The 18,892-nt window shown below is 65.6% G+C and carries 16 protein-coding genes; 12 read left to right on the top strand and 4 right to left on the bottom strand.

Going from position 1 to position 18,892, the window contains the following annotated elements; all coding sequences use genetic code 11:
• The first annotated feature begins 38 nt into the window (after nucleotides 1–38).
• The 7 genes from kdpF (at nucleotide 39) to sugE (ending at nucleotide 9,156) form a co-directional block, all read left to right on the top strand.
• Entirely contained in the window at nucleotides 39–131 is a 93-nt protein-coding gene (gene kdpF / locus ABWO90_RS21255; protein WP_063389843.1) for a K(+)-transporting ATPase subunit F, read from the top strand.
• On the top strand, nucleotides 128–1,933 hold the full coding sequence (kdpA, locus tag ABWO90_RS21250) for a potassium-transporting ATPase subunit KdpA (protein WP_353193212.1): 1,806 nt from the start codon (nucleotides 128–130) through the stop codon (nucleotides 1,931–1,933). Before kdpF ends, kdpA begins: the two co-directional genes overlap by 4 nt.
• Nucleotides 1,934–2,030: 97 nt before the next feature.
• Nucleotides 2,031–4,088 (top strand): potassium-transporting ATPase subunit KdpB, encoded by a 2,058-nt coding sequence (gene kdpB / locus ABWO90_RS21245; RefSeq protein WP_353193229.1) that lies wholly within the window; start codon nucleotides 2,031–2,033, stop codon nucleotides 4,086–4,088.
• 76 nt (nucleotides 4,089–4,164) lie between these two features.
• Entirely contained in the window at nucleotides 4,165–4,752 is a 588-nt protein-coding gene (gene kdpC / locus ABWO90_RS21240; RefSeq protein ID WP_353193211.1) for a potassium-transporting ATPase subunit KdpC, read from the top strand.
• Nucleotides 4,753–4,935: 183 nt separating this feature from the next.
• A complete protein-coding gene (locus ABWO90_RS21235) occupies nucleotides 4,936–7,788 on the top strand; it encodes a DUF4118 domain-containing protein (protein WP_353193210.1) in 2,853 nt (950 codons plus the stop codon).
• Entirely contained in the window at nucleotides 7,781–8,491 is a 711-nt protein-coding gene (gene kdpE / locus ABWO90_RS21230) for a two-component system response regulator KdpE (protein WP_353193209.1), read from the top strand. The genes ABWO90_RS21235 and kdpE overlap by 8 nt, the downstream gene beginning before the upstream one ends.
• Before the next feature lie 347 nt (nucleotides 8,492–8,838).
• Complete coding sequence (sugE, locus tag ABWO90_RS21225) at nucleotides 8,839–9,156, top strand: quaternary ammonium compound efflux SMR transporter SugE (RefSeq protein WP_353193208.1); 318 nt, start codon at nucleotides 8,839–8,841, stop codon at nucleotides 9,154–9,156.
• Nucleotides 9,157–9,180: 24 nt separating this feature from the next.
• Here the strand turns inward: sugE and ABWO90_RS21220 are convergent, their stop codons facing one another.
• Nucleotides 9,181–9,393: a hypothetical protein gene (locus tag ABWO90_RS21220; protein WP_353193207.1), complete on the bottom strand. Its 213-nt coding sequence runs from the start codon at nucleotides 9,391–9,393 to the stop codon at nucleotides 9,181–9,183.
• Here ABWO90_RS21220 and ABWO90_RS21215 point away from each other — a divergent pair.
• The 4 genes from ABWO90_RS21215 (at nucleotide 9,392) to ABWO90_RS21200 (ending at nucleotide 14,555) form a co-directional block, all read left to right on the top strand.
• The gene (locus ABWO90_RS21215; protein ID WP_353193206.1) at nucleotides 9,392–9,988 is read left to right on the top strand and encodes a DUF4126 domain-containing protein; all 597 of its coding nucleotides are present in this window, start codon (nucleotides 9,392–9,394) and stop codon (nucleotides 9,986–9,988) included. The two genes, ABWO90_RS21220 and ABWO90_RS21215, sit on opposite strands and share 2 nt — an antisense overlap.
• The gene (locus tag ABWO90_RS21210; protein WP_353193205.1) at nucleotides 9,975–12,542 is read left to right on the top strand and encodes an ABC transporter permease; all 2,568 of its coding nucleotides are present in this window, start codon (nucleotides 9,975–9,977) and stop codon (nucleotides 12,540–12,542) included. The genes ABWO90_RS21215 and ABWO90_RS21210 overlap by 14 nt, the downstream gene beginning before the upstream one ends.
• Before the next feature lie 125 nt (nucleotides 12,543–12,667).
• Nucleotides 12,668–13,111, top strand: coding sequence for a group II truncated hemoglobin (locus ABWO90_RS21205; RefSeq protein WP_353193204.1), 444 nt, complete (start codon nucleotides 12,668–12,670; stop codon nucleotides 13,109–13,111).
• A 142-nt stretch (nucleotides 13,112–13,253) separates the two neighbouring features.
• On the top strand, nucleotides 13,254–14,555 hold the full coding sequence (locus tag ABWO90_RS21200) for an MFS transporter (RefSeq protein ID WP_353193203.1): 1,302 nt from the start codon (nucleotides 13,254–13,256) through the stop codon (nucleotides 14,553–14,555).
• An 11-nt stretch (nucleotides 14,556–14,566) separates the two neighbouring features.
• Here ABWO90_RS21200 and ABWO90_RS21195 read toward each other — a convergent pair whose 3' ends face one another.
• Entirely contained in the window at nucleotides 14,567–14,764 is a 198-nt protein-coding gene (locus ABWO90_RS21195) for a ribbon-helix-helix protein (protein ID WP_353193202.1), read from the bottom strand.
• 103 nt (nucleotides 14,765–14,867) lie between these two features.
• The gene (locus ABWO90_RS21190; protein WP_353193201.1) at nucleotides 14,868–16,610 is read right to left on the bottom strand and encodes a SulP family inorganic anion transporter; all 1,743 of its coding nucleotides are present in this window, start codon (nucleotides 16,608–16,610) and stop codon (nucleotides 14,868–14,870) included.
• A gap of 135 nt (nucleotides 16,611–16,745) precedes the next feature.
• On the opposite strand from ABWO90_RS21190, the gene ABWO90_RS21185 reads away from it, so the two are divergent.
• Nucleotides 16,746–17,084, top strand: coding sequence for a zinc ribbon domain-containing protein YjdM (locus ABWO90_RS21185; protein ID WP_353193200.1), 339 nt, complete (start codon nucleotides 16,746–16,748; stop codon nucleotides 17,082–17,084).
• Nucleotides 17,085–17,203: 119 nt separating this feature from the next.
• Here ABWO90_RS21185 and ABWO90_RS21180 read toward each other — a convergent pair whose 3' ends face one another.
• On the bottom strand, nucleotides 17,204–18,856 hold the full coding sequence (locus tag ABWO90_RS21180; protein ID WP_502922673.1) for a methyl-accepting chemotaxis protein: 1,653 nt from the start codon (nucleotides 18,854–18,856) through the stop codon (nucleotides 17,204–17,206).
• Between the last annotated feature and the right edge of the window lie 36 nt (nucleotides 18,857–18,892).

Genomic DNA, 18,892 nt, shown 5'->3' with positions numbered 1-18,892 from the left:
GGCTTTGTCGCGTTTTGCGCGTCGGTAGGGGGGCAGCAATGACAGCCATGTACTGGCTGAGCGGCGGACTCACGCTCGCGCTGCTCGCTTATCTCGTCTACGCGCTCTTCAAGCCGGAGGACCTGGCATGACACTCAACGCCTGGATCCAGCTCGGCGTATTTCTCGTCGTGCTGCTGGTGCTGGCGCGTCCGCTCGGCCGTTTCATGGCCGACGTGCTCGCCGGCGAATCGCGCGTGAACCGTTGGTTCGCGCCACTCGAACGTGGCCTGTATCGCCTTTGCGGAATCGATCCCGAAAAGGAAATGCACTGGCGCGCCTATGCAATTGCGCTGATCGGCTTCAACGCCCTCGGCGCCTTCTTCGTCTATGCGCTGCAACGCTGGCAAGTCTGGCTGCCGTTCAATCCGCAGGGGTTCGGTGCGGTCACGCCCGACTCGTCGATGAATACGGCAGTGAGCTTCGTGGCCAATACGAACTGGCAGGGCTACGCCGGTGAGTCGACCATGAGCTATCTCACGCAGATGCTCGGTCTCGCCGTACAGAACTTCCTGTCGGCGGCGACCGGTATCGCCGTGGTGGTGGCGCTCATTCGTGGTTTTGCCCGTCATACGGCGCAGACGATCGGCAACTTCTGGGTCGACATGACCCGCATCACGCTCTACATCCTCGTGCCGCTCTCGGTGATTTTCGCCGCCGCGTTCATGAGCCAGGGCGTGATCCAGAACCTCGACGGCTACAAGGACGTCAGCACGGTACAGGCCACGCACTTCGACAATCCGGTGCTGAGTGCCGACGGACAGCCGAAACTCGACGCCGCCGGTAAGCCGGTGACGACACCTGCGGTCACGCAGACGCAAACGCTGCCGATGGGCCCGGTGGCGTCGCAGGAAGCGATCAAGCTGCTCGGCACGAACGGTGGCGGCTTCTTCAACGCGAACTCGGCGCATCCGTTCGAGAACCCGACGCCGTTGTCGAACTTCCTGCAGATTCTCGCCATCTTCCTGATTCCGGCGGCGCTGTGCCACACGTTCGGACGCATGGTCGGGGATCGCCGTCAGGGGCTGGCGATTCTCGCGGCCATGACGATCGCCTTCTCGATCGCGGCGGTTGCCACCGTGTCGGCCGAACAGGCGGGCAATCCGGTGCTCACCGCGCTGGGTGTCGACCAGCAGGTCAGCGCCACGCAGCCGGGCGGCAACATGGAAGGCAAGGAAACGCGCTTCGGCATCGTCGCCACGGGCATTTTTGCAACCGTGACGACGGCAGCGTCATGCGGTGCCGTCAACGCCATGCACGACTCGCTCACGCCGTTGGGCGGCATGGTGCCGATGCTGTTGATGCAACTGGGCGAAGTGATCTTCGGCGGGGTGGGCTCGGGCCTTTACGGCATGCTCGTGTTCGCCATGCTCGCGGTGTTCGTGGCGGGGCTGATGATCGGTCGCACGCCCGAGTACCTGGGCAAGAAGATCGAGGCGTTCGAGATGAAGATGGTGGCCGTTGCCGTGCTGATGACGCCGCTGCTGGTGCTGTGCGGCACGGCCCTTGCCGTGCTCGTGCAGGCAGGGCAGGCCGGTGTGGCCAATCCGGCGACTCACGGCTTCTCGGAAATTCTCTACGCCTTCAGCTCGGCGGCAAACAACAACGGCAGTGCCTTCGCCGGCCTGTCCGCCAACACGCCGTTTTACAACAGCACGCTCGCCATTGCGATGTGGTTCGGCCGCTTCTGGGTGATCGTGCCGGTGCTGGCGATTGCCGGGGCGCTCGCGCGCAAGAAGCGTATTGCCGCCACGTCGGGCACGTTGCCCACGCACGGCCCGCTGTTTGTCGTGTTGCTGCTTGGCACGGTGCTGCTGGTGGGCGCGCTCACCTACGTGCCCGCACTTGCACTCGGTCCGGTCGCCGAACATCTGGCGATGATCGGTGCGCATTGAACATTGAAATGAGGCATTCGAGGCACTCATGAATCAAACCTCAGGTAATACCGTTACCCGGCCGGCGGGCGAAGGGCATGCGTCGGCTGCGAAGTCGATGTTCGACCCGGCCATCGTGAAGCCGGCCATCGTCGACTCGTTCCGCAAGTTGCACCCGCTCACGCAGGCCAGAAATCCCGTGATGTTCGTGGTGTATGTCGGCTCGCTGCTCACGACCGTGCTGTTCGGCATGGCCGTGGCGGGCCATGCCGAGGCGAGCGCGCCGTTTATTCTCGCGATCTGCCTCTGGCTGTGGTTCACGGTCTTGTTCGCGAACTTTGCCGAAGCGCTGGCGGAGGGCCGCAGCAAGGCGCAGGCCGCGTCGCTGCGTCAGGCCAAGAAGAACGTGCCGGCCAAGCAGCTCCGGTCGTCGCATCGCGACGCGGAATGCCTCGTGATCGACAGCGCGAGCCTGCGTCGTGGCGACTTCGTGCTGGTCGAGGCCGGCGACGTGATTCCGGCCGACGGCGACGTGGTCGAAGGCGTGGCGTCGGTGGACGAGTCGGCCATCACCGGTGAGTCCGCGCCGGTGATCCGCGAGTCGGGCGGCGACTTCTCCGCCGTAACGGGGGGCACGCGCGTGCTCTCGGACTGGATCGTCATGAAGGTGACGGTCAACCCGGGCGAGGCGTTTCTCGACCGCATGATCGCGATGGTCGAAGGTGCGAAGCGTCAAAAGACGCCGAATGAAATCGCGCTCACGATCCTGCTCGTCGCACTCACGTTGGTGCTGCTGCTCGCCACGGCCACGCTGCTGCCGTATTCGATCTACAGCGTGTTTGTCACGCACGCCGGTCAGCCGGTCACGATCACGGTGCTCGTCGCGTTGCTCGTGTGCCTGATCCCGACGACCATCGGCGGGTTGCTTTCAGCCATCGGCGTGGCAGGCATGAGCCGCATGATGCAGGCGAACGTGATCGCGACCTCGGGCCGAGCCGTAGAAGCGGCGGGCGACGTCGACGTGCTGCTGCTCGACAAGACCGGCACGATCACGCTCGGTAACCGTCAGGCGTCGGCGTTCGTGCCCGCGCCGGGCGTGGACGAGCGCACGTTGGCCGACGCGGCGCAACTCTCGTCGATGGCCGACGAAACGCCGGAAGGCCGCAGTATCGCCGTGCTCGCCAAACAGCGCTTCAACCTGCGCGAACGCGAGATGAGCGGGCTGCACGCGTTGTTCATCCCGTTCTCGGCGCAAACGCGCATGAGCGGTGTGGATCTGGCCGACAAGCAGATTCGCAAGGGCGCGGCCGACGCTGTAAAGCGCTACGTCGAATCGGCCGGCGGTGTATGGCCGGCGGCGCTGGCGACGTCGGTCGACGAGATCGCGCGCCGCGGCAGCACGCCGCTGGTGGTGGCCGAGCAAGACGGGCAAGGCACGCTTGCACTGGGCGTGATCGAACTCAAGGACGTGGTCAAGGGCGGCATCAAGGAACGCTTCGCCGAGCTGCGTCAGATGGGGATCACCACGCTCATGGTCACGGGCGACAACCGTCTCACCGCAGCCGCCATCGCGGCCGAGGCCGGGGTCGACGACTTCCTCGCGGAAGCCACGCCGGAAGCCAAGCTCGCGACGATTCGCAAGTACCAGGCCGAAGGCAAGCTGGTGGCGATGACCGGCGACGGCACGAACGATGCCCCCGCGCTCGCCCAGGCCGACGTGGCCGTGGCGATGAACTCGGGCACGCAGGCCGCGAAGGAAGCGGGGAACATGGTCGATCTGGATTCGAACCCGACCAAGTTGATCGAGATCGTCGAGATCGGCAAACAGATGCTGATGACGCGCGGCAGTCTCACCACGTTCTCGATCGCGAACGATGTGGCGAAATACTTCGCGATCATTCCGGCTGCATTTGCCACGACGTATCCGCAACTCGATGCGCTCAACGTGATGCGTCTGGCGAGCCCGTCGTCGGCCATTCTGTCGGCGGTGATCTTCAACGCGCTGATCATCGTGGTGCTGATCCCGCTGGCGCTCAAGGGCGTGAAGTATCGTCCGCTCGGGGCAGCGACGCTGTTGCGCCGCAACCTCGTGATCTACGGGCTGGGCGGGATTCTGGTGCCGTTCGTCGGGATCAAGGTCATCGACATGTTCATTGCCGCGATGGGCTGGGCCTGATCGCGACGGGCCGCGCGCGCCGTTTTGGTGGCGGGGCGTGCGGCCACATTGCAGGAAATACTAAGGAATCAATGTCATGAAAACCCTCTTGCGCCCGATGCTGAGTCTGTTCGTCGTGCTCTCGGTGATTACGGGGCTGGTGTATCCGCTGGTCGTGACCGGTATCGGCCGCGCAGCGTTCTCGCGCGAAGCCGCCGGCAGCCTGATCGTCGACAAGGACGGCAAGGCCGTGGGCTCGTCGGTGATCGGTCAGAACTTCGATGAGCCGAAATACTTCTGGGGCCGCCTGTCGGCCACCTCGCCGAATCCATACAACGGTACGGCGTCGGGCGGTTCGAACTTCGGCCCGCTCAACCCTGCGCTGGCGGATGCCGTGAAGGCGCGCATCGCCGCACTGCATGACGCCGATCCAGGCGCAGCGCTGCCGGTGCCCGCCGACCTGGTGACGGCGTCGGCCAGCGGTCTCGATCCGGAAATTACCCCGGCCGCCGCCGCCTATCAGGTGGCGCGGGTGGCGAAGGCTCGCGGGCTGACGCCGGAGGCCGTGCAGGCCGTGGTGGCGCGTTACACGACGGGCCGCCAATGGGGAATTTTCGGAGAGCCCCGGGTGAATGTTCTGAAGCTCAACCTGGCGTTGGACGAGATGGCACACGGCGGCGTCTGAAAACCGCGTTTGCAGGCAGGGTGGCACGAAGCGCGACTGGTGTTGCCCGGCAGCCTGCGGTAGATTGGCGGCACGCCCTGCGCGTGCCGCTTTTCGCATCATCGGGCGACCGGTGGTGAAGTGAATATCGGCGATGTGTCGAACGGAACGAGACGGCACGCGCACTCATAGTGGACTGACCCGATGGCTGGCACGGAACGCCCCGATCCCGACGAATTGCTCGACAAACTGCAACGCGACGAAGCGCGCGAGCAGCGCGGGCGGCTGAAGATTTTCTTCGGCGCGTCTGCCGGTGTCGGCAAGACGTTCGCAATGCTGCAGGCCGCGCGCAAGTTGCGCGAAGAGGGCACCGACGTCATGGTCGGTGTGCTGGAGACACACGGCCGAGAAGAAACGGCCCGTCTGCTCGATGGGCTGGAAGCGTTGCCGCAGAAGTCAGTCGAATACCGGGGGCGCATGCTGCGCGAGTTCGATCTCGACGGCATGCTCGCGCGCAAGCCGGCGGTGGCGCTGGTCGACGAACTGGCGCACGCGAATGTGCCGGGCGAACGGCATCTGAAGCGCTGGCAGGACGTGCAGGAATTGCTCGCGGCGGGCATCGATGTCTACACCACGCTCAATGTGCAGCATCTTGAGCGGCTCAACGACGTGGTCGGACAGATCACCGGCATTCGGGTGTGGGAGACGGTGCCCGATCGTGTCTTCGATCTGGCGGACGAAGTGAAGCTGGTCGACCTGCCGCCCGACGAACTGCTCGAACGCATGCGTGAGGGCAAGGTGTACATGCCCGCACAGGCCGAACGGGCGGTGCGCAACTTCTTTCGCAAGGGCAATCTGATCGCGCTGCGCGAACTGGCGCTGCGCCGCACGGCCGATCGCGTGGACGCGCAGATGCGCGAGTACCGCGCTGACCAGTCGATCAGCCATGTGTGGCAAGCGCGTGAGCGCTTGCTCGTCGCGATTGGCCCCGGCCCGGAAGGCGTGGCGCTCGTGCGTGCGGCGGCGCGGCTCGCGGCCAGCCTGCGCGCAGACTGGCTGGCGGTGCATGTGGAGACCCCGGCGATGCTTCGCGGGTCGCCGGAGCGGCGAGAGAGCACGTACGCGACGCTCAAGCTCGCGCAGGAACTGGGGGCGGAAACGCTCACGCTCGATGGCGCCGAAGCGGCGCAGACGCTGCTGGCCTACGCACAGATGCGCAACGTCTCGAAGCTCGTGGTGGGCGCGAGTGGCGCGCGTCGCTGGTGGACGGCGCGCACACCGTTGCACGAGCAACTGGTGCGGCTCGCGCGAGGGGTCGATGTCGTGCTGATCGGGCCGGCGGCGGGCGATACGGCGGCGGACAAACGCGTGGTTCGTGGCGACTGGCGCGACTGGGTGGATACGGCTGCGCCGGAACTGGGACTCGTGGGCGGCCCGTGGCGGGGGTATGTGTGGGCGATTGCCATTTGCGGCGGCGTGTCGATCGTGGCGGCGGAACTGACGTCGTTCCTCGATCTGGCCAATATCGCGATGCTGTATCTGCTGGGCGTGATCGTCGCGGCCATGCGGCTCGGGCGCGGGCCGGGGGTGCTGGCGTCGTTCGTTTCGGTGCTGGCGTTCGATTTTTTCTTCGTGCCGCCGAAGATGTCGCTCTCGGTGTCCGATACGCAGTATTTGCTCACCTTTGCGGTCATGCTCACCGTGGCGCTGGTCATCAGCCATCTGACGACCAGCCTGAGGTTCCAGGCGCGGTTGGCGACATGGCGCGAGCGACGCACAGGCGCCGTCTACGCGATGGCCCGCGAACTGGCCGCTGCGCTCACGACGCCGCAGATTCTGGAGATCGGGGCACGCCATGTGCGCGAAGTGTTTCAGGCGCGCGTGGCGTTGCTGCTGCCCGATAGCCAGGGCAGTGTGCGTCAGCCGTTGGAGAACGCCAGCACGCAGACCATGCCGCAGCGCGTCGACACCGATGTCGCGCAGTGGGTGTACGACCGGCAGCAGGCGGCCGGGCGGGGCACGAACACGCTCCCGGCGTCGGACGCCTACTACCTGCCGTTGCGTGCACCGATGCGCACGCGCGGCGTGCTGGTGGTGGCGCCGGAGTCGGAGGGCGACGGCGCCGTCGGGACGCCGGAGCAGCAGCGGCTGCTCGACACGTTCGCTGCGCAGATCGCGCTGGCGCTCGAACGTGTGCACTACGTGGAGATCGCACAGGACGCGCTGGTGACGATGGAGTCGGAACGGTTGCGCAACTCGCTGCTGTCCGCCATCTCGCACGATCTGCGAACGCCGCTCACGTCCATCGTCGGTTTTGCGAGCATGTTGAGCCGCAATGCACAGACCCCGGGACCGTTGCGTACCGAACTCGTCGACGCGATTCATGAGGAAGCGCAACGCATGACCGGGCTCGTGACCAACCTCCTCGACATGGCGAAGTTACAGGCGGGCGGCGTGCAGCTCAATCGTCAGTGGCAGATGCTGGAGGAAGTGGTCGGCACGTCGTTGCGGGCTTGCCGCCGGGTGCTCGCGGGGCACGAGGTGACGACACGGCTGCCCGCCGATCTGCCGTTGCTGCGCTTCGACGCCGTGCTGCTGGAGCGGCTGTTCAGCAACCTGCTGGAGAACGCAGCGAAGTACTCGCCGTCGGGGTCGCACATCGAGATTGCTGCGCGCGTGAAGGGCGACGAGGTCGAGGTCAGTGTCAGTGACGACGGCCCGGGCCTGCCCGCCGGGATGGAGGGCCGCATCTTCGAGAAGTTCATGCGAGGCGAGAAGGAGTCCGCCAAACCCGGCATCGGGCTCGGGTTGGCGATCTGCCGCGCCATCGTCGAGGCGCACGGCGGTAAAATCCACGCCACCAATGTGCCGGAAGGGCATGGCGCACGCTTCACCTTCACCCTGCCGGTCGAGACGCCGCCCGATGCGCCGGACGCGCTTGAAGCGGGCGAGGGACCCTCCGGCGCCACGAGTGTGCGCGAGGTCACGCACGTGGCGGACGAAGACGCGCAGAGCACCAGCGCACCGGGAAACAACGCGACACAACAACATGAGTGAACCGACTGTCACCATCGTGGTGATTGAAGACGAACGGCAGATCCGACGGTTTCTGCGGACTTCGCTGGAAGCCGAAGGCATGATCGTGCACGAGGCGGAAACCGGACGGCAGGGCATGGTCGAGGCGGCCACGCGCAAGCCCGATCTGCTGATCGTCGATCTGGGATTGCCGGATATCGACGGCGTGGAGGTCATTCGCGAAGTGCGAAGCTGGACCGACATGCCGATCATCGTGCTGTCCGCTCGCAATGAGGAAGCCGAGAAGGTCGTGGCGCTCGATGTCGGCGCGGACGACTACCTGACGAAACCGTTCGGGGTGTCGGAACTGCTGGCGCGCATTCGGGCGCAATTGCGCCGTCACCATCGCGGCGGCAATTCGGAAACGCTGGACGAAGCCTTCTCGTTCGGCGAGATCAGTATCGATCTGGCGCGCCGCAAGGTCACGCGAGCAGACGAGGTGGTGCATCTCACGCCGATCGAGTACCGGCTGCTGGTCACGCTCGTGCGGCACGCCGGCCGCGTGCTCACGCACCGGCAATTGCTCAAGGAAGTGTGGGGGCCGTCGCACGTCGAGAGCAATCATTACTTGCGTATCTACATGGGCCACTTGCGGCAGAAGCTGGAGGCCGACCCCGCGCAGCCGCTACACATCCTCACCGAGACGGGCGTTGGCTATCGTCTGGAGGTCGATGCGACGCCGTGATTCGCCGGTCTTCGGGCGTTATCTCGCGTTCGCCGTCGCCTTACGTCAGCGATCGGTAAGGGACGCCGCGAAGTCCTGGGGATCGCGCCAAAGCCCCAGACGGGGAATGCCCATGCCGTCATCAGGGCGTATCCCAGGGGCGTGTTGCCTTTGCTAAAATCGCGCCGTTCCATTCGACGTGATTCGCAAGTGCTTCGCGACAAGCGGTCGCACGGCGGAAAGTCACCACGCCTGTCCTGCGCGTGCGTGCAATTCATTCGATGTCCGATGGAACCCCTTGCCGGGACGACCCGGCGAGCGGCTCACCTTTTCCGGGGACGACCCCGAGCGTTGCATCGGAGTCAGTCATGGCCTGGATTATTCTCGTGATCGCCGGTTTGCTCGAAGTGGCCTGGGCCGTGGGCCTCAAGTACACACAGGGCTTCTCGCGCGTCATTCCCTCGGTTTTTACGATTGCCTCGATGGTCGGCAGCGTCTGGCTGCTCGCGCTGGCCGTGCGCTCGCTGCCGCTGGGCACGGCATACGCGATCTGGACCGGGATCGGTGCGGTCGGTGCATTCGTGCTGGGCATCGTGCTCTTCGGCGAGTCGGCATCTGCCGCACGCATCGCCAGCGTGACGCTGATTCTGGCCGGTCTGGTCGGCCTGAAGCTCACGGCGCCCTGATGGCAAGCACGGGGCACGCACGGGTCAAGCATGGGCCAGGCATGGGCCGCGCACGTACCAGACGACCTGCCGGGGCAATGAAGCACGTAACGCCACAAACACCGCAACGCGCGGCATAATGACGCGGTAACGGTCGGCATTGCCGCTTTCGGCATGGCTGTCCGATCGTTGCCGCGTCGGCAGTGAGTGGCGCGTGATCGTGCGACGCCGCCATGCCGGCGGCAGCGAGGTCGCCATGCTTGAATCGATTGCACTGGGCGCAGGGCTGTCTTGGGGCAGCGGACTGCGGTTGTACCTGACGGTGTTCTGCGCGGGGATGGCAGCGCGACTCGGATGGCTGCACCTGCCGCCGACGCTGGCAGTGCTGGCGTCGACGTGGGTGATCGCCACAGCCGGTCTGCTGGCGGCCATCGAGTTCTTTGCCGACAAAATCCCCTTCGTCGACAGTGCCTGGGACGCGATCCACACCTTCATCCGCATTCCGGCGGGGATCGTGCTGGGCGCCGCCGCACTCGGGCAGATGGATCCGACGGTCACGGTGCTGGCCGGTCTGGCCGGTGGTGCGTTGGCAGGGACTGCGCATCTGGCCAAGGCGGGCAGCCGGGCGCTGATCAATACCTCGCCGGAACCATTCTCGAACGTTGCGGCCTCAGCCGGCGAAGATGTCTCCACGGTGGGCGGATTGGCGCTGGCCTTCTTCCTTCCCGCCGTATTTCTCGTGATGTTACTGGTCTTCGTGGTGCTGGCGTGGTGGTGGTTGCCCCGCGTCTGGCGCGGGTGGCGCTCGTTGCTGGCGCGAGTCAAAGGATTGAGGAACGATGGGGTTCACTGAGGTTGCCCGCCAGGCATGGCGGATGTTCCTGCGCGATTGGCGCGCAGGTGAGTTGCATCTGCTGCTCGTCGCATTGTTGCTGGCTGTCGGGGCACTCTCGAGCGTCGGTTTTCTCTCGGATCGGATGCAGGGCGGGCTGGAGCGCGATGCGCGACAGATGCTCGCCGCCGATCTCGTCGTGCGCAGCGACGCACCCTTATCTCCCGAGTTCGAACGTCAGGCCCACGCCGACGGACTGGCGACGGCCGTTGTTGCGAACTTTCCCAGCATGGCCAGCGCGATGGCCGGCAATGCGGGGAACGGCGGGAACGGACAGGTCACTGCGAGCCGTCTGTCGTCGCTGAAAGCCGTCAGCGACGGTTATCCGCTGCGCGGGCGCGTGCGTACCGCCCCGGACGCGGGACCCAACACGCCCGACGCGCCGGCGGCCGGTATCCCCGAGCCCGGCACGGTCTGGGTCGATGCCGCGTTGCTCGACGCATTGCATGTGAAGCCGGGCGATGCGATTCGCGTGGGCAACAGCACGCTGCGCATTGCGGCGGTCATTACGCGTGAAATGGACCGTGGATACGGTTTCGGATCGCTCGCGCCGCGCGTCATGATGCGCTTCGACGAGTTGCCCTCGACCGGACTTGTGCAGTTCGGCAGCCGGATCACCTACCGCCTGCTGGTCGCGGGCGCCGACGCGCAGGTCGCCAGATTCGCGGCATGGGCGCGCCCGGCGGCCGAACAAGCGCGTGGCGTTCACATCGAGTCGCTGGAAGACGGTCAGCCGCAGGTGCGTCAGACACTGGATCGCGCGGAACGCTTCCTCTCGCTCGTGGCGTTGCTTGCCGCCGTGCTGGCGGCCGTCGCGGTGGGCATCGCCTCGCGCCGGTATAGCGAGCGGCATCTCGACGCGTGCGCGGTCATGCGGTGCCTGGGCCTGCCGCGCCGCGCATTGCGCGGCATGGTGACGCTGGAATTTGTCGGACTCGGCGTCGTCGGTGGCGTGCTGGGTGTGGCACTCGGTTACCTCGCGCATTGGGTGCTGCTGGCGCAGTTGGGCAACGTGATTCCGGCGGGGCTGCCGACGCCGACGTGGCGTCCGGCGGCTTTCGGTCTGGCGAGTGCGCTGGTGATGCTGCTGGGCTTCGCATTGCCGCCGTTGCTGCCGCTGTCGGAAGTTGCGCCGCTGCATGTGCTGCGCCGGGATGTGGTGGGCGGAGCGCGCCGCCAGGGCTGGCTGGCCTACGGCGCGAGCGCACTGGCCTTCGGTGCACTCCTGCTGTTTGCCGCGCGCGATTTGCGTCTGGGCGCGATGGTGGCAGGCGGGTTCGTCGTCGGGGCGGTCGTGTTCGGCGTGCTGGCGTGGCTGGCCATTCGGGGACTCGCCGCCTGGGCGCGACGTCATGGCGCCGCGGGTGGCGCGATGGGCGGGATCGGTTGGCGTTACGCGCTGGCAGGGCTGCGCCGCCGTGGCCTCGGGAGTGCGTTGCAGGTCGTGGCGCTGGGATTGGGGTTGATGGCACTGTTGTTGCTGGCCGTTACCCGTAACGATCTGGTCGCGGGCTGGCGGCAATCGAGTCCGCCCGACGCGCCGAATCGCTTCGTCATCGATATTCAGCCGGGGCAGGACGCCCCGGTGCTGTCGCAACTGCGTGCAGGCGGATTGCCCGACGTGCAGCTCTCGCCAATGATCCGTGCGCGGCTTACCGCGATCAACGGCAAACCGGTCACGGGCGATTCCTATACCGAGGAGCGCGCGCGTCGGCTCGCGGAGCGGGAATTCAACCTGTCCTACACGGCGGCGTTGCCCGATGGCAACCGGATCACGTCCGGCCAGTGGTACGGCGATGCGACGACCCCGCAGATCTCGATGGAAGAAGGCATCGCCAGGACGTTGGGTCTCCAGCTCGGCGACACGCTGCGCTTCGAGGTCGCCGGGCAGACGATCGACGCGCCGATCACCAGCCTTCGCAAGCTCGACTGGGGCTCGATGCGGGTGAACTTCTTCGTGGTGATGCCGCCTGCCGCGCTGCACGACTTTCCGACGACGTGGATTACATCGTTCCATCTCGAGCCGCAGCAACAGGGCGTCGTGGACGCGCTGGTGCGTCAGTTCCCCAATGTGACGGTGATCGACACGGGCGCGTTGCTCGCGCAGATCCAGCAGATCCTGTCGCAGGTGATCGACGCGGTGCAGGCACTGTTCTTCTTCACACTGGCCGCCGGCGTGCTGGTGCTATATGCGGCGCTTGCGGGCACACGGGACGAACGCATGCGCGAGAGCGGCATCTTGCGGGCGTTGGGCGCGTCGTCGCGGCAGCTGCGTGACGTGCATCTCGCGGAACTCGTGACGGTCGGCGCGCTCGCCGGTCTGTTGGCGGCGGTGGGGGCGGGCGTGCTCGGCTGGGCGTTGGCGCGCTACGTCTTCGAGTTCGCCTTGCGCTTCAATCCGTGGCTGCCGGTGCTGGGCATCGGTGCCGGGGTGCTTTGTGCCCTGATCGGTGGATGGAGCGGGCTGCGGGCCGTGCTGCGCCAGTCGGCGCTTCGAACGCTGCGCGAAGTCTGACGCGATCCGTCGCGGCCTGACGCCGTCTGGCGGTGTCTGGCGGTGCATTGCACCGATCCGGGCGTGGCAACCTGCCGCGCCCCGGCGCATGGCACACCGGGCGGCCATCGGGCACAATATTGCCCATGACGACCGAAAACACCTCCCAAAACACCCCGGCGGACGACGACGCGCAGGATACGCCTGCGCAGCCGACCGCCTTCTCCCTGCTCGGCGGCGAGGACCGCGTGCGCGAGCTTGTCGACCGTTTCTACGATCTGATGGATCTGGAGTCCGAGTTCGCGGGCATTCGCAGCATGCATCCGGAGTCGCTCGGCGGCTCGCGCGACAAGCTGTTCTGGTTTCTGTGCGGCTGGCTGGGCGGTCCGAATCACTACATCGACCGCTTCGGCCACCCGATGCTGCGGGCCCGCCACCTGCCGTTCCCGATTGCCTCGAGCGAGCGCGACCAATGGTTGCGATGCATGGCGTGGGCGATGCAGGACATCGGCGTGGAGGCCTCGCTGCAGGAGCGTTTGATGCAGGCGTTCTATGGCACGGCTGACTGGATGCGCAACCGCAACGGTTGATCGGAGGCCGAGTCGGCAGAAAAGCGCGCAAGCCGCTTGCCTGACAAGGCTCACTCACGTGCCCGGCAACAACACACCGACGAGCGCAAAATAGCGACTCGATAATAATGCGTCCGACACGATCGGGCGTTCAGGAGACGGCATGTCGCCCCCCTTGCATCAGCCCGATTCACGCTATGCCGTATTCCGGCTGGTGATCGCACTCCTCATCATGACGGTGGGGAGCAGCAGTATGTACATCGTTTCCGTGGTGCTGCCCGCCGTCCAGGCGGAGTTCGGCGTACCGCGCGCGCAGGCGTCGCTTCCCTATACGTTCCTGATGCTCGGCTTCGGACTGGGCGGCATCGCCATGGGCCGCATGGCGGACCGCTTCGGCGTGATGCGACCGCTGCTCGTGGGCGCGGTGTCGCTCGGCATCGGTTTCGCGGCCAGCGGCCTCGCTACCGGGATCGTCAGCTTCACGGTGGTGCAGGCGCTGCTCGTTGGCGCAATGGGCAGCGCGACCACGCTCGGCCCGCTGATCGCCGACACCACCATGTGGTTCGTGCGGCGTCGCGGTATTGCGGTCGCCGTCTGCGCGAGCGGCAACTATCTGTCCGGCGCGATCTGGCCGCCTATTGTCCAGACGCTGGTCGAGCACCACGGATGGCGCCAGACGTATTTCGAACTGGGCATCTTCTGCGGGCTGACGATGTTCGCGCTGGCGCTCTGCATGCGCGCCCGGCCCCCGGCGCTGGCCATCCCGCCCGTGGCACCGACGCAGGCGAACGAGAATGCCCCCCGATCCGCAGCGCCGGTGCCGAAGGTGTCGCACGCCTCGCATCTGGCGTCGGCGCGGCCGTTCGGGTTGAGCACCGGCACGGCGCAGGGACTGCTGTGCGTGGCAGGTATCGCGTGCTGCGTGGCGATGGCCATGCCGCAAGTGCATATCGTCGCCTACTGCGGCGATCTGGGATACGGCGTAGCCAGCGGCGCGAAGATGCTCTCGCTGATGCTCGGTTTCGGCATCGTCAGCCGACTCGTGTCGGGCGTGATCTGCGACCGGATCGGCGGGTTGCAGACGCTGTTGCTCGGCTCGGTGCTTCAGTGTGTCGCGCTGTTGCTCTTCCTGCCGTTCGACGGACTGGCGTCGCTGTACGTGATTTCCGCCCTGTTCGGCCTGTTCCAGGGCGGTATCGTGCCCGCCTACGCGATTGTGGTGCGTGAATACTTCCCGGCCTCGGAGGCCGGTTCACGCGTCGGGACAGTGCTGATGGCCACGCTGCTGGGCATGGCGCTCGGGGGATGGATGTCGGGCAAGGTGTTCGACCTTACGGGCAGCTACCACGCCGCGTTCCTCAACGGCATCGGCTGGAACTTGCTGAACATGACGATCGTCGTCACATTGCTCGTGCGGGCGCGCCGGGGCATGCGCGCGCTGACGACATCGCGCGCGGGCGCCTGAACGACGGCAGCTTACTCGGACCTGGTTCGCGTGCGGCTGCCGATCACGCTTTTCGTCTTGTAGGTGACGCCGTGATGCTCGAGATATTCGCGGATCAGTTGGCGAACCACCTGCGATGGCGTGAGGTCCTGGGCCGCGCAGAGCTTTTCGAAGGCGTCTTTCTTGACCGGGTCAATCAGAACGGTGAGTCGGGCGCTTTTCGTTTCCATCTTGGATGAGGTCCATTATGTTAATCAAATTATAATACATGATGGATCGTCCAAGGCCAGCGGGGGCGCTGACTGCGCTGTCTGCCTGCCGTGAGGCATTGCCTCATTCGTCGCGCAGCCACGCTGCGCTGCTGGTGTCGAGCACCGCCCGAGCGTGCGTCGAAAGCGTGGCCTGATGCGCGCGTGACGTTGCTTCGCTGGCGCCGACAAGGGCGTCGCACCGGGCAATGGCGTCGGCAAAGGTGTCGGCGTAGTTGCCTTCACCGATAGTCGTCAGAATGCCGGCTTTGTCCAGCTTTCCCCGCACCCGTGCGTTGGCTTCGCTGAACACTACGGCGATGCCGCGCTTTTGCAGCTTGCCGATGACTTCGTCGAGCGTTTCCAGTCCCGTCATGTCGATGAACGGCACACGGCGCAGCCGGATGAGCAGCACGCGGGGATCGGCGTGTGTCTGCACCAGCACCCGCTCGAAATTCTCCACGGCGCCAAAGAAGAACGGCCCGTCGATGGCGAACACCAGCACGCTCGACGGCAGATGCAGCCGCGCCACGTCACCCAGTTCTGCGGCAAGTTGCGCTTCGGACTGCTGCGTAACCTCGACCGAACTCGACATGCGTCGCAGGAATTGTAGCGTAGCCAGAATGACGCCGATATTGACGGCGACGACGAGATCCGCGAAGACCGTCAGCGAGAAGGTGACGAGCAGAATCGCCACGTCGGCCCTGGGCGCGCGCCGGATCATTCGCGCGAAATGTCGCCACTCACTCATGTTGTAGGCCACGACGAACAGAATCGCGGCGAGCGACGCCAGCGGTATGCGCGTGGCCAATGGCGCGAGGAATACCACGATCATGACGAGCGTGAGCGCATGGACGATGCCCGCGAGCGGACTCGTGCCGCCGTTACGAATGTTCGTTGCCGTGCGGGCGATGGCGCCGGTGGCCGCGAAGCCGCCGAACAACGGGGACAGGATGTTGGCGAGTCCCTGTCCCTGCAATTCATGATTCGCGTCATGCCGATTGCCGGTCATGCCGTCGGCGACCACCGCCGAGAGCAGCGACTCGATGGCGCCGAGCATGGCAATCGTGAACGCCGGCCCGATGAGTTCGACCACGCGCGAGAGCGTAACCTGCGGCAGGGCGAACGACGGCAGGCCTTGAGCGATGCCGCCGAAAGTGCTGCCGATCGTGGCGACGCCGTCGAATGGGCGCAAGGCCTGGAGCGATGTGGCGAGCGCCAGGCCGACGAGCGGGCCGGGAACGCGTCGCAGATAGGGAATGCGGGGCGTGACGACGACGGCAACGAGGCTCAGCAGGGCAATCGTCGTCGTTGCCACGTGCAGACCCGGTAACGCTTGCAAGGTATGCCAGAACTTCTCGTGAAAGTGCGCGCCGGCGATCTTCGGCAAGCCGAAGAAGTCTGGCCACTGACCGATCCAGATGATGACGCCGATGCCGGTGGTGAACCCCACGATGACGGGCGTCGGAATGAATTTGATGACGGCGCCGAGCCGCGCGCGGCCCATGGCCCAGAGCATCGCACCCGCCATGAGCGTGGCGAGCTGCAGGCCATCGATACCGTATTTCGCCGTGATGCCCGAGAGGATGACGATGAACGCACCGGTAGGCCCGGCGATCTGCACGCGGCTGCCACCGGTTGCCGAGACGACAAAGCCTGCGACGATCGCCGTGTACAAGCCTTGCTCGGGTTTCGCACCCGACGCGATCGCAAAGGCCATCGCGAGCGGCAACGCCACCACCCCGACCACTACCCCGGCCACGATGTTGGGCAGCCAATCCTGACGTCGCAACAAGCCTGCGCGGTACGCTTCACGAAGGGCGATCATGGACTTTCTCTTTCGGGTATATGCGTTGCATTATAATGTCGCGCACATGCAGTGTGCCTAATTGTGCCGGGCCGAGCCAGCCGGTGATGCGCGCACTGTTGACGCCGTATATCCCTGAATTCCGGAAGGACCCCCATGTCGAACGTGCCCGCTTGTCCCCAGTGCTCCCTTGAAAATACGTATCCCGATGGCGAGAACTACGTCTGCGCCGATTGCGGTTACGAGTGGCCGATGGCGGCCGCAGCGGACGAAGAGCCGGCCGATGCCGTCGTGAAAGATGCGAACGGCAACGTGCTGGCCAACGGCGACGCCGTGGTGCTCATCAAGGATCTGAAGGTCAAGGGCTCGTCGATCACGCTGAAGGTCGGAACGAAGGTGAAGAGCATTCGCCTCGTGGGCGGCGACCATGAAGTCGACTGCAAGATGGACGCGGGCAACTTCATGCTGAAGGCCTGCTTCCTGCGCAAGGTCTGACGGCCAGAGCATCAGACCACCGACAGGCCGCCTCAGGGAGGACGGCCTGTCTTGATCCGATGGGAAAGGTGGGGGCGTTATTGCTGCAGTATGGCTGCAGGAGGTGACGACACCGACGGTTACCGAACACGCCTGAGGGCCGGCGCCCCCGACGTGATCGCGACCGCCGGGGCTCTTGGGGCCATCGGCGCCATCGGGACAGTTGTCCGCGTTGTGCGTCCCGGCAATGAGAACAATCGCACGGCCTCGTCGAGCACGTCGGCCTGCCCGGACAGTTGCTCGGCGGTGGTCGCGCTTTGCTGCACCAGTGCGGCATTCTGCTGGGTCGAGCCGTCGAGCTGCACCACCGCGCCGTTGATGCCGGCGAGCCCCTTGGCTTGTTCGCTGCTCGCGGTGGCCACCTCGTCCATGACGACGGACACGCGGCCCATCGCGGACTCGATCTTCGAGATCTGCGTTGCCATGTTCGCGACCATCTCGCCGCCACGCTCCGATGTCGTCACCGTCTCGGAGACGATGCGCTTGATCTCCTTGGCAGATGCCGCACAGCGTTGCGCCAGGCTACGCACTTCACCCGCGACCACGGCGAATCCCTTGCCGGCCTCGCCGGCGCGCGCCGCTTCTACCGCCGCATTGAGCGCCAGCACGTTCGTCTGAAAGGCAATGCCGTCGATGGCGCCGACAATCGACGTGATCTGTGCCGAAGCCTGTGCGATCTCCTTCATCGTTTGCTCGGTGCTCTTGACCGCATCGACGCCGCTCGACGTCGCGTGCCGTGCTTCGCTCAACAATTCGGTCGCCCGTGCCGCCGACTGCGCATTGTTGGTGACGGTCGCCGTCAGTTGTTCGAGCGACGCCGCCGTCTGCTCCAGCGATGCCGCCTGATCTTCCGTGCGTGCCGACAGATCGGTATTGCCGCCGGCGATCTCGGTCGTCGCCAGCTTGACCCCTTCGATCTGGCGCCGGACATCGGACACGATCGCGATCAGGCTCACTTTCAATTGCGTCAGGTTCCGGACCAGGCTAGCCAGCTCCTGATGCGACGCCTTGTCCGTATTCACGGTAAGGTCACCGGCCGCCAGACGACCGGCAAGGTTGCCCACGGCGGCGAGCTGTCCACGGCGACCGCGCTCCAGCAGGTACACGGGAATCGAAACGAGTGCGAGGCTGATGCCGAGCACCAGCGGCAGTGTCCACCCGGACGGCAGTCGCTGCGCCAGCGACCAGCCGGCGGCAATGACCACCGGACCGGCCAGTGTGGCAAGGGTTGCGCGGTGACTGATCAGGCTGCGCTGGCATCTCCCGAGCAGTCCGGGCAGGCCCTTTCTCACGAGTTGTCCGGACGACAGCCGGTAGCGGCACCGATTGGCACGCATGTCGGCGTAGAGCGATTCGGCGGCCGCGATCTCGTCGCGTCTGGGCTTTGTACGCACGCTCAGATAGCCGACCGGTGTGCCGTTCTCCACGATGGGGGTGACGTTGGCGCGCACCCAATAGTGATCGCCGTCACGCCGCCGGTTCTTCACGAGCGCGCTCCATGAATGGCCGGCGCGGATGGTTTTCCACATGTCCGCAAACGCTTCAGGCGGCATGTCGGGATGCCGGATGACGTTGTGCGGCTGTCCGATCAGATCTTCCTTCTCGAACCCCGAAACTTCGATAAATGCGGGATTGCAGTACTGGATGAGGCTCGACAGATCGGTCGCGGAGACCAGCATGTCGTGCTCATCGTAGTCGTACTCTCTACCCGAAACGGCACCGTTATTTCTCATTATTCCCCCGGATGGTTGCCTGGCTGGTCCTGTCTT

The organism is Pandoraea pnomenusa (genome assembly GCF_040391475.1).
In the GTDB taxonomy this organism is placed as follows: domain Bacteria; phylum Pseudomonadota; class Gammaproteobacteria; order Burkholderiales; family Burkholderiaceae; genus Pandoraea; species Pandoraea pnomenusa_C.
Note: the sequence above shows the minus strand (reverse complement) of the source record. Positions and strands in the feature narration are given on the sequence as shown.

Excerpts from the sequence above, each read along its gene's own strand:
- kdpF (WP_063389843.1), top strand. The coding sequence starts at position 39 with ATGACAGCCATGTACTGGCTGAGCGGCGGACTCACGCTCGCGCTGCTC.
- kdpA (WP_353193212.1), top strand. The coding sequence starts at position 128 with ATGACACTCAACGCCTGGATCCAGCTCGGCGTATTTCTCGTCGTGCTG.
- kdpB (WP_353193229.1), top strand. The coding sequence starts at position 2,031 with ATGTTCGACCCGGCCATCGTGAAGCCGGCCATCGTCGACTCGTTCCGC.
- kdpC (WP_353193211.1), top strand. The coding sequence starts at position 4,165 with ATGAAAACCCTCTTGCGCCCGATGCTGAGTCTGTTCGTCGTGCTCTCG.
- ABWO90_RS21235 (WP_353193210.1), top strand. The coding sequence starts at position 4,936 with ATGGCTGGCACGGAACGCCCCGATCCCGACGAATTGCTCGACAAACTG.
- kdpE (WP_353193209.1), top strand. The coding sequence starts at position 7,781 with ATGAGTGAACCGACTGTCACCATCGTGGTGATTGAAGACGAACGGCAG.
- sugE (WP_353193208.1), top strand. The coding sequence starts at position 8,839 with ATGGCCTGGATTATTCTCGTGATCGCCGGTTTGCTCGAAGTGGCCTGG.
- ABWO90_RS21215 (WP_353193206.1), top strand. The coding sequence starts at position 9,392 with ATGCTTGAATCGATTGCACTGGGCGCAGGGCTGTCTTGGGGCAGCGGA.
- ABWO90_RS21220 (WP_353193207.1), bottom strand. The coding sequence starts at position 9,393 with ATGGCGACCTCGCTGCCGCCGGCATGGCGGCGTCGCACGATCACGCGC.
- ABWO90_RS21210 (WP_353193205.1), top strand. The coding sequence starts at position 9,975 with ATGGGGTTCACTGAGGTTGCCCGCCAGGCATGGCGGATGTTCCTGCGC.
- ABWO90_RS21205 (WP_353193204.1), top strand. The coding sequence starts at position 12,668 with ATGACGACCGAAAACACCTCCCAAAACACCCCGGCGGACGACGACGCG.
- ABWO90_RS21200 (WP_353193203.1), top strand. The coding sequence starts at position 13,254 with ATGTCGCCCCCCTTGCATCAGCCCGATTCACGCTATGCCGTATTCCGG.
- ABWO90_RS21195 (WP_353193202.1), bottom strand. The coding sequence starts at position 14,764 with ATGGAAACGAAAAGCGCCCGACTCACCGTTCTGATTGACCCGGTCAAG.
- ABWO90_RS21190 (WP_353193201.1), bottom strand. The coding sequence starts at position 16,610 with ATGATCGCCCTTCGTGAAGCGTACCGCGCAGGCTTGTTGCGACGTCAG.
- ABWO90_RS21185 (WP_353193200.1), top strand. The coding sequence starts at position 16,746 with ATGTCGAACGTGCCCGCTTGTCCCCAGTGCTCCCTTGAAAATACGTAT.
- ABWO90_RS21180 (WP_502922673.1), bottom strand. The coding sequence starts at position 18,856 with ATGAGAAATAACGGTGCCGTTTCGGGTAGAGAGTACGACTACGATGAG.